Source organism: Marinomonas sp. THO17, from assembly GCF_040436405.1.
GTDB lineage: Bacteria > Pseudomonadota > Gammaproteobacteria > Pseudomonadales > Marinomonadaceae > Marinomonas.
This window is the reverse complement of record NZ_AP031575.1, coordinates 954836-966962: the sequence shown is the minus strand read 5'-3', so window position 1 is coordinate 966962 and position 12127 is coordinate 954836. Positions and strand designations below refer to the sequence as shown.

At 46.9% G+C, this 12127-nt stretch carries 12 protein-coding genes; 11 read left to right on the top strand and 1 reads right to left on the bottom strand.

Translation table 11 applies throughout. The features are described 5' to 3' along the window. Positions 1-13: 13 nt before the first annotated feature. Genes ABXS85_RS04515 through ABXS85_RS04505 form a run of 3 tightly spaced genes read left to right on the top strand, consistent with a single transcriptional unit; the run spans position 14 to position 3019 of the window. Positions 14-1198 (top strand): hypothetical protein, encoded by a 1185-nt coding sequence (locus tag ABXS85_RS04515; RefSeq protein ID WP_353668844.1) that lies wholly within the window; start codon positions 14-16, stop codon positions 1196-1198. Further along, the gene (locus tag ABXS85_RS04510) at positions 1185-1889 is read left to right on the top strand and encodes an HAD family hydrolase (RefSeq protein WP_353668843.1); all 705 of its coding nucleotides are present in this window, start codon (positions 1185-1187) and stop codon (positions 1887-1889) included. The genes ABXS85_RS04515 and ABXS85_RS04510 overlap by 14 nt, the downstream gene beginning before the upstream one ends. After that, positions 1886-3019 carry a transporter substrate-binding domain-containing protein gene (locus ABXS85_RS04505; protein ID WP_353668842.1) on the top strand — a complete coding sequence of 378 codons (1134 nt, stop codon included), beginning with the start codon at positions 1886-1888 and terminating at the stop codon, positions 3017-3019. The genes ABXS85_RS04510 and ABXS85_RS04505 overlap by 4 nt, the downstream gene beginning before the upstream one ends. 170 nt (positions 3020-3189) lie before the next feature. Here the strand turns inward: ABXS85_RS04505 and ABXS85_RS04500 are convergent, their stop codons facing one another. Continuing rightward, the gene (locus ABXS85_RS04500) at positions 3190-3609 is read right to left on the bottom strand and encodes an SPOR domain-containing protein (protein WP_353668841.1); all 420 of its coding nucleotides are present in this window, start codon (positions 3607-3609) and stop codon (positions 3190-3192) included. Positions 3610-3946: 337 nt separating this feature from the next. Here ABXS85_RS04500 and ABXS85_RS04495 point away from each other — a divergent pair, with 337 nt between their 5' ends. The 8 genes from ABXS85_RS04495 to tssK all read left to right on the top strand — a co-directional run bounded on the left by ABXS85_RS04495 (position 3947) and on the right by tssK (position 12118). Then, entirely contained in the window at positions 3947-4186 is a 240-nt protein-coding gene (locus tag ABXS85_RS04495) for a hypothetical protein (RefSeq protein WP_353668840.1), read from the top strand. A gap of 46 nt (positions 4187-4232) precedes the next feature. Continuing rightward, on the top strand, positions 4233-6173 hold the full coding sequence (gene tssC, locus ABXS85_RS04490; protein ID WP_353668839.1) for a type VI secretion system contractile sheath large subunit: 1941 nt from the start codon (positions 4233-4235) through the stop codon (positions 6171-6173). A gap of 87 nt (positions 6174-6260) precedes the next feature. Next, positions 6261-6881: a type VI secretion system tube protein Hcp gene (locus ABXS85_RS04485; RefSeq protein ID WP_353668838.1), complete on the top strand. Its 621-nt coding sequence runs from the start codon at positions 6261-6263 to the stop codon at positions 6879-6881. Positions 6882-6897: 16 nt separating this feature from the next. After that, entirely contained in the window at positions 6898-7281 is a 384-nt protein-coding gene (locus tag ABXS85_RS04480) for a hypothetical protein (RefSeq protein WP_353668837.1), read from the top strand. 19 nt (positions 7282-7300) lie between these two features. Continuing rightward, positions 7301-9166, top strand: a complete 1866-nt coding sequence (gene tssF, locus ABXS85_RS04475) for a type VI secretion system baseplate subunit TssF (RefSeq protein WP_353668836.1) — start codon at positions 7301-7303, stop codon at positions 9164-9166. Next, positions 9130-10221 (top strand): type VI secretion system baseplate subunit TssG, encoded by a 1092-nt coding sequence (gene tssG, locus ABXS85_RS04470; protein WP_353668835.1) that lies wholly within the window; start codon positions 9130-9132, stop codon positions 10219-10221. Before tssF ends, tssG begins: the two co-directional genes overlap by 37 nt. A gap of 8 nt (positions 10222-10229) precedes the next feature. Next, positions 10230-10739, top strand: coding sequence for a hypothetical protein (locus ABXS85_RS04465; protein ID WP_353668834.1), 510 nt, complete (start codon positions 10230-10232; stop codon positions 10737-10739). Beyond that, entirely contained in the window at positions 10736-12118 is a 1383-nt protein-coding gene (tssK, locus tag ABXS85_RS04460; RefSeq protein ID WP_353668833.1) for a type VI secretion system baseplate subunit TssK, read from the top strand. Before ABXS85_RS04465 ends, tssK begins: the two co-directional genes overlap by 4 nt. Positions 12119-12127: the final 9 nt, after the last annotated feature.

Below are 12127 nucleotides of genomic sequence, written 5' to 3'. Positions count from 1 at the left end.
GGAGATGAAAAGCATGAAGATGATGAATAACGCCATTAAATTAACCATTCTTTTTATCCTAGTTATTACTGTTGTCTTGGTGGTTCAACATAAAAGGAATGAACCAAGAGTATATGTGATTCACTCTTACAATACGGACTTAAGTTGGGTTAACTCAATTGATGAAGGCATTTTAAGTAAACTAAAAAGCGATCTGCCTTCGGCGCAGGTGCGCTTTCACTATATGGATTTAATTAACCACAATGGCTGTAACTTTCGCCGTCGTTCCACTAGGGATGTTCTGTATGGCATCAATGATTGGAAACCGGATTACATACTATTGGTGGATGACTTAGCTCAGCAGCTCATTGGAGCGCACTATTTAGCCTATGAAGATAAACACTTCCCCAAACAAAGCCTAGCAGAGCAATTATTCCTTCAGGACTGCCCAGGTCAGAATGTCGATTTTTATCAACAAACCTACCAAAAAGACTGGGATGCTTTACCGCAAATTGTTTTCGCTGGCGTGAATTACAGTGTGGAGCCATATGGTTACTTTGAGGCGGTGAATACGCAAGGTATTTATGAGCATAAGAACTTTCTTTCTTTGTCTGAAACCTTATTGGATTTGAGTCGTTATTGCGGCGATGAAAGAGCAATAGCGGTATTACCACTGAACGATAATTCCACAACGGCACAAAGAGAAGTGGTCGGCTTTCGTCAATACAGTTGGTTTCCTTTGCAACTCATTGAACCTGCCACGGTGGACACATTTGATCAATGGAAGCAGCAGGTTGAGATTGCCAATGCTAACCAAGCCATGTTGCTCATTGCCAACTATCAGCAAGTCAAAACTCAGGCAGGCAGTAATCAGTTTGTGCCTGCCAATCAATTGGTTAACTGGACAATGGCCAATGCCAAGTATCCGGTGTTAGGAGCTGGCACCAACTTTGTTGACGACGGCGGCATGATAACAGTGGCGATTGCCGGTCAAGAACAAGGCAAAGAGCTGGTCAATTTGATGAAGTTAGGCAGACAAGAAGTGGCACTTGTTGACAGTGGAGTGAAACGCGCGGAGCAGTTTTTGGTTGGCTTAGCGGCACGCAAAGTTAAACAGTTTTGCAACAATCGTCTACCTGCGATTTATCAGGCATATGCCAAAGAAACCGGACTGTATCGCTTTGAAGACGTGTCTGAGGTTTTGTATGTCGAGCCTTAAGACTGAAAACGAAAACCTCATGACAGCAGGGAAAAAAGATTATCAATTGTTTATTTTTGATATGGATGGGGTCTTGGTAGACAGTTTAATGGTAATGCAAATGGCCTTTAGGGCCTCTATCTTTGATTATTTTGGTTTTGCCATTGCCTCCCGCTCCGTGGAGGCCTTGTTTCGCGAATATCAAAAGCACTTGGGTAAAGGCTTTAAGCAGATTATGAAAGAGTTAGGTTTGCCGACAGAGTTGCTGCCGCATTTTAGTCGGCACAGTCGATATTTAGCGGATTATGTATTGCCGTATCCGGACATCGAAGCCTTATTAAAGTGGTTAACTGAGCAGGAAAAAACCTTATGTGTGGCGACCGGAAAAGAGGGGCGGCGGGCAAAAGACATATTACGCAACCTAGATTTGTTGAAGTATTTTGATCAAGTCGTGGGGGCCGACCAAGCGCCTGCTAAGCCTAATCCCAGCGTCTTACTGGATTACATGAAGCACTACGAGACATCGCCAGACAAAACCTTAATGATAGGCGATGCACCAGCGGATCTGTTGTGTGCCAAGCGTGCAGGAATTGACTCTGCGGCGGCCTTATGGGGCTATAATCAAGTAGATGAGTTAGCGGGTTACCAGCCGACATTTTACTTTTATTCTCCTGCTCAAATGCGGGTGTATTTTTCGGGAGGGAAGGCATGAGAGTGATTCGTCTCCTCCTTGGGATCAGTTTTCTTGTGCTCGGTATCTGCCATCTTGCCCAAGCGGATTGCTTAGACATCAGGATAGATACCCCGGCTCCCCTTAAAGTTGGCGTAAAATTTTCTCCTCCTTTTATTTATGAATCCAATGCTTCCGACACTGAATATGCTGGCTGGTCTGGCATTGGAGCGGATCTGTGGCGAGAAATAGCGAATTGTTTGCGACTTTCTTATCGCTTTATAGAATTTGTCGATGATCAAGACATCATTACCGCTCTCAATCAACAAAAAATCGATGTGGTACTGGGGCCCTTTGTGCCCAATGCTGAAGTGGAAGGGATGGCCGACTTTTCTCACAGTTATTTTCAAGGTCACATTGGCGTATTGGTTGCTCAAGAATCTGGCTGGGCGAACCTGCTTCGTCTGGTGAAAAACTTTCCTTTTATGGAGACCCTACTGGTCTTACTGGTGCTATTGTCTATCATGGTGTTCACGGCCTTATTGTACTGGCGGGCAGAGAATAAAAACCTCAACCCCTTGTTTAGCGATGGGCCGTTAAAAGGCTTTTTCAATGCCATGATTTGGTCCACATTGTTGGTCTTCTCAGGTCAAGGCAGTCCTTTTGAAGTGAAACACAGAGCGGGGCAAGTGCTGGTCATTATTTTAATGTTTTTTGGTGTGAGTTTTGTCTCTATCGTGACCGCCTTACTGACTTCCGCATTAACCCTGCAAGGGTTAGGGGCACAGATCTCCAATGTAAATGATTTGGCTGATAAAAATATTGCTTACTTAAATGTACTGAATTCGGATTTGAAAGGTCAGAGTGTGGAAAATTTTTTACAGCAACATAAGCTTCAAGACAGCAAGCAATTGTTTTCTTGGAGCCAGGTGCTGCTGAGTTTGCAAGAGAAACGATTGGATGCCTTCATTCATAATAAAGAAGAAATGCAGTTTCTAGTAAAGTCTGGCTATTTAAAAGATGTCACCGTGTTACCCCTTGACCTAGACCAAAAGAACTATTCCATCTTAATGACCAAAAACAGCCCTCTCACTAAGCCCATCAATAGACAGATACTAAGCACAGTGAACAGCAGAGAATGGCAGATTCGTTATGAAGAATATTTACACTGACCTTGATTCTTAACGGAAAAAATAAAAAGGTAAGGGTATTTTTGCTGAATGTGATTTGCTTAGCATTAGTCAGTAGTGAAGTCATAATGGAGAAGTAGTGAGGGCTATTTTTCCAGTTTTATATCTAAAAACATTTGTATCTAAAAATATTTATATTTAAAAACAACGAATTACTGAGCGCCACTAGGCCATAAACTGACCCTAGAAGAGATGCCTTCATCTTGCAATGCTTGTTTCGCTTGCTCTGCTTTAAACTTGTTTGAATAGGGACCAACCAAAATTAAAAACCACTCTTTTTGGTGGTCTTTCGCCTTAATAATCCGCAATGGCGCGTCGAATTCGATACGCTGCGCTTGGTCTGTTGCTTGCCCCAATTCACGATGCAAGCCCACTTGAAGCGTATATTTCGCGCCTTTATTTGCAGCAGGTAGGTGCATGCTGCTCAGTGGATAAGGCGATATGAGAGAATCTGCGTCTACGGTGTAAAGGCGATTATTTTTGTATTTGGTATTAATATGAGAAGGCAAATAGAGGACTAAAATTATGCCCAATAACATAATATTAAAATAGATAATGATGGTCTTGCGCATATTATCTTAACTCCGTTATATATTAATAGATTTCACCTCCTGAAAAATATTCTCCTAAACTTTGGATAATGATTATAGATAACTTTCTGATTTTATGAAGGCACTGCTGGATAAAAACTTAGGATGTTTTTATAAAACCTTATTTTCTCCTTTCTTTTGGTATTGCATTCAAGACCCACTTTTCTGGGTTGAAATTTACCCTAAAGGGTAAAGCAATATTTGCAAATAAAAATATATTTTCAATATAAAACAATGTCTTAAATTATATTTCCAAGTTGGCATCTAATATGCTCTAGAGATAAGACCGAGAACCATAAACCTTATGAGATTAAGTCAGATGGGCATAAAAAATTATTATCAAGCAGATGATGTGGCTCAATTAATAAAGAAGTACTTAACCAATCATCCAGACAGTGAAGACACAGTGGTCGGTATCACAAACTGGTGGTTAAAAAAGCAAAGAATCAACGATTCTATCGTGGCGGTTGATAAGGCTTTAAAAGCGCTGGAGTTGCAAGGAGAGATCAGCTCAATAACCCGTAATGATCAACTGTATTTTCGGTTAACTAAGAAGTAATCAGCAAGGACTTGCCTTACTCACTTTTTAAATGGGAGATTTCATTTTGGAAAGTAATCAGAAAAAACTGTCCAGGGTACGGTCGCCAAGGGTTCATATCACCTACGATGTTGAAATAGGGGACGCCATTGTACAAAGAGAATTACCGCTTATTGTCGGCGTGTTGGCGGATTTATCCGGTGCGCCAACGGAACCCTTACCGCCGGTGAAAGAGCGTGAATTTGTGCAAATTGACCGTGATAACTTTGATGACATCATGAAAGGCTGTCAGGTCAGATTGGCTTATGTGGTGCCTAATGTTATTGACGAAGAAAGTGAGCGATTAAACGTGGAACTCTTCTTTAATGGCATGGCCGACTTTGAGCCCATTAGTCTGGTAAAACAACTGACCATCACCAACACCCTCTATGAATCCCGAAATCGCATTCGTGACATGTTGGCCAAGTTGGATGGCAATGACCCACTGGACGCCATTTTATCCGAGATAATAGCAGACGAGGCCCTGCAACAAGAGTTAATCGGCTTGTTTGGCAGTGATGTGTCAAGCTGGTCAAGTGTGACACCGTCTAAATTGGTGACGCGCATGTTGGACGAAGGCCAGATGGCGCTGGATCAAACTCAGGTGCCTTATTCCCTTGAATTGATCGGCGAATTCGCCGCTTCCATCTTACAGAACGTACCGGACAATCCGGGGCGTTTTGCCGGTGATCGAATGACCGACAAAATTGCCTTGATTGACACTCAGCTCACCAATCAAATTAATCAGGTCATGCACGCCAGTGAATTCCAAGCCTTGGAAGCCACGTGGCGAGGCTTGAACTTCTTGGTGATGAATACCGAGACCGGAGCCAGCCTCAAAATTCGCTTACTCAACATCGCCAAAAAGGATCTGTTAAAAGACCTGCAAAAAGCCGTGGAGTTCGATCAAAGTGCCTTATTTAAAAAGGTCTATGAGGAAGAATTTGGTACTCACGGTGGCGATCCCTTCTCCTTTTTGGTGGGGGATTACGAATTTGGTCGTCATCCAGAAGACATCGAATTATTGGAAAAACTTTCTGGTGTGGCGGCTTCAGCGCACGCGCCTTTCATTTCAGCCGCTTATGCCAAGCTGTTTGATATGGAAGACTTTTTCAGTCTGTCACAGCCCAGGGACTTGACCAAGATCTTCGAAAGTGCGGAATTGATAAAATGGCGCAGTTTCCGCGAAAGTGACGACGCCAAATACGTTTCCCTAACCCTGCCCAAAGTCTTATTACGCTTGCCTTATGGGCCAGAAACCGTGGTCGCAGAAGGCTTTGACTTTGTCGAAGATGTCGATGGCAGTGATGCCAAAAAATACCTCTGGGGCAACCCAGCCTTCATCTTGTCACAGCGAGTCACCAATGCCTATGCCAAACATGGCTGGCTCGCTGCCATTCGTGGTGTCGAAGGGGGCGGTTTGGTCGAAGGCTTACCAGCCCATACTTTTAAAACCCCATCCGGGGACATTAAGTTGACCTGTCCAACCCAAGTACAGATCACCGACCGACGCGAGAAAGAGCTAAACGACCTTGGGTTTATGGCGATTTTGCATCGAAAAGGCAGTGACAAGGCGGCTTTCTTTGGCGGTCAGACCACGGGGCAACCGCAAAAATACAATACCGATGCGGCCAACGCCAACGCGCGCATTTCGACCATGTTGCCTTATGTGCTCAATGCCTCGCGTTTTGCGCACTACATTAAGGTCATCATGCGCGACAAAATTGGTAGTTTTGCGACGCGTGACAGCGTTTCCGACTATCTGAATAACTGGATCAGCAACTATGTCTTAGTGGACGACTCCGCACCACAGGAAATGAAAGCCAGCTACCCTTTACGAGAATCACGCATTGATGTGTTTGATGTGCCAGGTAAGCCAGGAAGCTATCGTTCGGTGGTGTTTTTACGTCCCCATTTCCAATTGGAAGAACTGACAGCGTCCATACGCTTGGTGGCCGAGTTGCCGTAACTGAGCTGTCTTAAAAACAACAGTAAAAAAGACAGCCGCGATGGTACACAGTGATGCGCTTTAACATGATGAAAGAGGTTTACAACGATGGATCTAATATTATTGCAATTTGGTGTCGATACAATCGCCTCTGGGCAGCCAAATAAAGATGGGACCGGGATAGGCACCATGATAGATGGTGAGGTAGGTGAAGGTGATGGTCCTGCGTGGGCGGCCTTAAAGGCCAATGCCGGTGGAGTACACTTTGACGGTGCAAAATGCATTGAGTTGGTGTCCATTAATCAAGGCATTCAGCAGCAGGTGACCACGGATGTGAGTAATAACTCGCGTACTTCGGGGCGACCAGTCATTACCGATTTTACCTGTGTGAAATACACGGATTACACCTCGCCAAAAATGTATGACTACTGCTTAAGGGCATTAACTCTCGACAAGGTCGGAGGACCACCAACCACCTTATGGGTACTGCGTAACTCAGGCGATCAGTTCAATATTATCATGCGCATCGAATTGCGTTTGGCCTTGATCAGTGAAATCCATTTTCAGTCGCACCCCAATGACATGCCGACGGAGCAATTTAAACTGAATTTCATTGAGATAGGTTGGCATCATCAAGTACAGGGTGCGGACGTGGCCAATACGGCAGGTTTCTCCGCCGCCGCTTGGAGTATCGCGAAAAACCGACCCATTGCGGCCTTATCAAGCTAATCCTTTGGAGGCGATTGTGGCAGCGGCCTTGTTTGAAAAACTCACCCAGTCAGAACGCAGACTTTCTACCAAAGCGTCAGTGATTGCCAATGTGGAGCGCATTCTCAGCAGTGGCGGCTTTCTGGATGCCGGAGTGGATGGTCTGAGGGTGGATGCTAATCATGATGACAGCGACTTTCCGCACAGTCTCTGTGCAGTGGTGGACCAGTCACTCAACGATCAAGGCCAATTGGAAAAATTCCAATACGATGTAGTGCAGATACTGCAGTTGTTTGAACCTCGTATTGAAAAGATTCAGGTGCTGGATGTGGGCACATTGGGGCAAGTGTCCCGCTGTCGGTTGAGCATCCAGCTTGCCCATGAAGCCTTTGAACAAGCCTTTGAGTTTGTTGCAGCATGAATCAGCAGAGAGGCGTGAGATGTCGCAAAGTTATGCTTTATTTCAACAGGAAATGCGCTATCTACGACAATCCGTGGAGGAGTTCAGTCGTACCTATCCAGAAGCCGCCGCCGAACTCAAACTCAGCGCTGGCCGTTCCAATGATCCTCACGTGGAGCAGCTGTTACAATCGTTTGCCTACATGACAGGGCGCTTACGGGCGGATCTCAATGACCAGAAAAACCAAATCCCCAACCAGTTGTTGCACAGTCTCTACCCCAACCTGATTCGCTCCTTGCCTTGCATGGCGGTGTTGCAAGCCAACGTTGAGCCGGACGGAGCGAATTTTGTCAATGGCTATTGTTTTGAGAAAGGTCGCCAGCTAATTGGTACGGCGCAACGCATAGGTAAGAATGGCCAAAAAGAAAGCTTAGACTGTCGTTTTACCAACTGTTACCACACCGACTTATGGCCCTTACAAGTGACCGACACCAAGGTATTGCCGAAAAACAGTGTGTTGGGCTTAGAAGAGACGGTCGGCAAGAACACCATTTTTCAGTCTGTGGTGTCCATTCAGGTGGACAACACAGGGACGGAAGCCATACAAAACTACCCCATTTCCCGGTTGCGCTTTTACCTGTGTGATTCGAGCCATCAAGCGCAATTGTACCAAATGCTGTGCGATGCTTTGGTGGCGGTGGCGGTGAAAGTGGAGGACAAGATAACCCTGTTGCGCCCACCTCAAGGACAGTCTCCATCAGGCTTTCAATCGGCTCTTCAATCCGTTGTGGAATGGCAAGGTTTCGCGGACGATCAAAATGTCTTGCCCGATGACGCGGGCAGCCAGCGCGCTTATCGCTTGCTACAGGAATACTTTGCCTTTGTGGAAAAATTTTACTTTTTTGATTTGCTCAATCTAGCGCACAATCAAGCCTTGAATGGGGCTCAAGACCGCTTTGAGATTCTCTTTTTACTGGATCAATCGGCCAACAGTGTGCAGCTCAATACCCGCAGCTTCCTACTGAATTGCTTTCCAGTGATCAACCTGTATGAGAAGACCTTCAAACCCATTCCGTTACAACACCATCAGCATGAATATCGCGTATTGGCCGATGAAAAACATTACATGAATGCCGAAGTTCACAGCTTAACGCAAGTCAAAAGCATTTCCGCCTCAGGGCAAAGCCGATTGGTGACACCCTGGTTAGGGCCCAACTTAAACGCTCAGGGGCAAGAATACTATGTGACCCGTTTGGTGGAATTAATGAAACCGGGGGAACGTGGTTGCGATACCTTCTTAGCCATTTATCAGGCGGACTTTTCGACCGCGCAACCCATAGATCAAACCCTGTCCATTAAAGGCCTGTGCAATAATCGTCGTTTGCCTGAATCCCTACGTGAAGGCCAAGCCCTGCAATTGTTTGGCTCAGGCCCCATGCTCAGTGCTTCGATTTTGGGGATCCCCACTCAGTTCAAAGGCGCGCAATTGGACGGTCAAAATACCGTGAAACTCCTGTCACAGTTGTCCTTGAATCTGGACAGTTTAAGCGCCGGCGACTCTTCATTAGCCAGTTTGAAACACATCTTGCGGTTGTATTGCGATCCTATGTCTCGTTCCCACTTACGCCAAGTGGAGGGACTGGTCGAGTTGACTGCCGCCGCCGTGGTGAAACGCATGGGCAAAGACATGTGGCGCGGACACTGTCGCGGTACCGAACTTTCCTTGTTGATTAATGAAGACTATTTTTCCAGCTCAAACCCCATCTTATTGGGCAGTGTGTTGAGCTATTTTTTCGGTTTGTATACCAGCTTGAATCACTTTGTGCAGCTTAAGCTGATCAGTGATCAACGTGAAGGAGTGTGGCAGCAATGGCAACCACGCATTGGCGAACAGGTTATTCTGTAGCAGAGCTTTTTGTTGAGCCCGACGCCAACTGGTCCTTCCATCAGTTGACGCGCTTACTGGTGGGCATGAACCTGCATGACGATGACTTGTTAGAAGCCTTGAACAACAGCCTATTTTTTAGCAGTTTTCATTCACAGGTCTTGCCGCCCGGTGAAATACGCAAGGTGACCCTGGCCGATACGGACGCACTAGGCAGAGTGAACAAACAAGGCAATAGCAAAGACCAGATCAAGACAGCAAAGCGCAAGCAAAACAAGGCCAAACACCAAGTGGAGTGCAGCTATTACAACCTAACCGGATTGGATGGGCCATTGGTGGAACCTTTTGTGGACTTGTTGCGTCAGGATTTACGCTATGGCAAAGGCGCTTTGGCGGCCTTTATTGATCTTTTTAACAATCGACTGCAGGCCCTGCGTTATCTGATTCACGCACAACATCATGCCACCTTAACCAGCAGCTTGGCGCAGCACACCAGTATGGGGCAATTTATGCTGGCCATCAGTGGCCATGAGGACAGCTTACAACGCCAGCGTCATCAGCAAGAGGACGCCACCTTATTGTCCCTTGCGGGCAGTTTGGCTAACTGCCGTATGACCTTACCCATGATGCGAAAACTCTTCGCCATCGTGCTGGGGGTCAGCCTGATTGCCTTGCGCAGTTTGGTCGGGCGTTGGCTAACAATACAGAAAAATGACCATACTTTATTAGGCCAACGCAACCAGCGTTTGTCCGCAGAGGCAACCCTAGGCACCCGAGTCTGGGACCAACAGGCGGCAGTGGAGCTGGTGTTAGGGCCACTGAGTTTGGTGCGGATTCAGCGCTTGGTGCCCGGCGGAACAGAACACCAAGCTTTGCGCGATCTGGTCTCTTGGGTGTGCGATAAACGCAGCGATTGTCGCATTACATTGGTGTGTTTGGATGACGATGTCGAGCCCAAAGTCACCACCTTGAGTCACCAAGAGGGCGGCAACAATCGCTTGGCCTATGGCGCCGTATTGCAAGGACAAGATAAAGCCAGAAAAGAGGTACGTTTTATGTTGGATTTGGTGCAATAAGGGGGCGTATGGCAATGAGACAGGTCCCTATCGTGAATTATGTGATGCTGGTTTGCCTGCTTTCTGGCTGCGCGAAAACCCTCAATTCGGTGGAAAAAGTCGCGGGCAAATACGTGCCATTTTATGACTTTGATAAAACCCAACTGACCCAGATCTGGTTGCAGGCGGATCCCGACAGTAATCAAAATTTACCCACCGCCTTAGACATCGTTTTTATTTACGATGAGAAAACCGCTGAGGCTTTAAAGGCACTCAGTGGCCCAGACTGGTTTGCCAACAAAGCCGCCCTAGCACTTTTGTATCAGCACAAGTTGTCCGTGCAGTCCTACGAGGTGGTACCGCGCACAGCACAAACTCGGCTCAGCTTACCGGATCTCTATTTTCAGGCCCATAGTGTGCTGTTATTTGCCAATTACCTTGCCGAACCAGGCCAATATCTGGCGGACATCACCCAGTTTCACCAGTTATTAATTACCTTACAAGGGCAAGGGTATCGTTTAGAGGAGCGCGCCCTATGAGCCGCACAAACCGCTTTGCCGTCTGTTGGCACGAGGGCATGTTGCTGTCCCCTCAGCATTTCCAACAGGATCAAATCTATTGGGAAGCTCAGCTTCAACACTTATCCTTGCATCTGCAACCTTATCGTTGGGGCATCGTCAGCTTACGCCTGGACGAAAGCCGTTTACTGGATGGGGTGATTTACGTCCAGTCTCTGCAAGCCATCATGCCAGACGGCCTATGGGTGGAATACGACGTGCGTGATGACGCGCCCTTAATGCTGGATTTACAACAAGTGTCCCAATGGGACCGTCAGGATTGTGTGAAAATCAAACTGACCGTGCCCATTCGTATGCCGGGGGCGGCCAGCCAGAGCGCCGACATACAGCGTTTTTCTGTGGTAGAAAGTGCTCCTGCAAAAGACGACAACACAGGCGAAGGGGAACTGGCGTTACAGCGTTTGCAGCCCATTTTGTCGTTACAAGCCAGCCAGGACGTCAGCGCCCAATACATCAGCATGCCCCTGTTTGAAGTGGCCAAACAAGATGGCGCGCACTTTCAAGTGACCGACTATTGTCCCCCCATGTTGGGCATCGCCGCCGATGCCTTCTTAACCAGTGAAGACAATCAACAAAGCCGTTCGGCCTTGCAAAAACAGCTGCAACAATTGGCCTTTAGTATGCGTAAAAAAGCCCGCCAATTGGCAGGCTATTCAGACGATGAAGAACGTTTGGGTAACCGCGTCAGTGAACAGCATAAACAGTGGATACGCGCCATGGTGCAGCATTTGTCTGAGTTTGAATTGCTGGCCGATCAGGATCACACCTCACCTTGGCAACTTTATCAGATCTTGGCGCGACTGGTGGGCGCCATGTCGGAACTGGATCAACAACTGATTCCCCCCAAACTGCCGTCTTATCAACATAATGATTGCTATCAAAGTATTAAGGTAGCCTTGGCTTATCTCAATCAACAACTGGATAGGGTGAACGTGCGTTACACCAGCCTACCATTTGAAGAAAACCAAGAAGGCGTGTTCTCGATTTTGTTTGACAAGGCGTGGGGGCAGCAAGATTTACTGATCGAACTCAAACCCAAAGCCACCCAGACCCAGTCAGATCTAGCAGAGTGGTTAAGGGATTGTCGCATTGCCTCGAGTAAACTGCACAAAGAACTGGCCACCAAACGCTTGCTGGGCGCAAGCACACAAGCCGTAGAATACGACGAGGCCACTGGCCTCAAAGCGGGCCCAAATCAGGGGCTGTTTTATCTGCAAGTGAGCCCACAATTCATCAAAGCTGGGCAAACCCTGATCCTCACCTGTACCAATGGCAAGCTTAAGCATCTGCAACCTAAAGCCATTGTGGTGCATCTGCCCCATGAGACTGAGCAAGGGTGATAGGAGGGC

Bases quoted from the DNA above. Each gene is read 5' to 3' on its own strand.
- ABXS85_RS04515 (WP_353668844.1), top strand. From the start codon at position 14: ATGAAGATGATGAATAACGCCATTAAATTAACCATTCTTTTTATCCTA.
- ABXS85_RS04510 (WP_353668843.1), top strand. From the start codon at position 1,185: ATGTCGAGCCTTAAGACTGAAAACGAAAACCTCATGACAGCAGGGAAA.
- ABXS85_RS04505 (WP_353668842.1), top strand. From the start codon at position 1,886: ATGAGAGTGATTCGTCTCCTCCTTGGGATCAGTTTTCTTGTGCTCGGT.
- ABXS85_RS04500 (WP_353668841.1), bottom strand. From the start codon at position 3,609: ATGCGCAAGACCATCATTATCTATTTTAATATTATGTTATTGGGCATA.
- ABXS85_RS04495 (WP_353668840.1), top strand. From the start codon at position 3,947: ATGGGCATAAAAAATTATTATCAAGCAGATGATGTGGCTCAATTAATA.
- ABXS85_RS04485 (WP_353668838.1), top strand. From the start codon at position 6,261: ATGGATCTAATATTATTGCAATTTGGTGTCGATACAATCGCCTCTGGG.
- tssF (WP_353668836.1), top strand. From the start codon at position 7,301: ATGTCGCAAAGTTATGCTTTATTTCAACAGGAAATGCGCTATCTACGA.
- tssG (WP_353668835.1), top strand. From the start codon at position 9,130: ATGGCAACCACGCATTGGCGAACAGGTTATTCTGTAGCAGAGCTTTTT.
- ABXS85_RS04465 (WP_353668834.1), top strand. From the start codon at position 10,230: ATGGCAATGAGACAGGTCCCTATCGTGAATTATGTGATGCTGGTTTGC.
- tssK (WP_353668833.1), top strand. From the start codon at position 10,736: ATGAGCCGCACAAACCGCTTTGCCGTCTGTTGGCACGAGGGCATGTTG.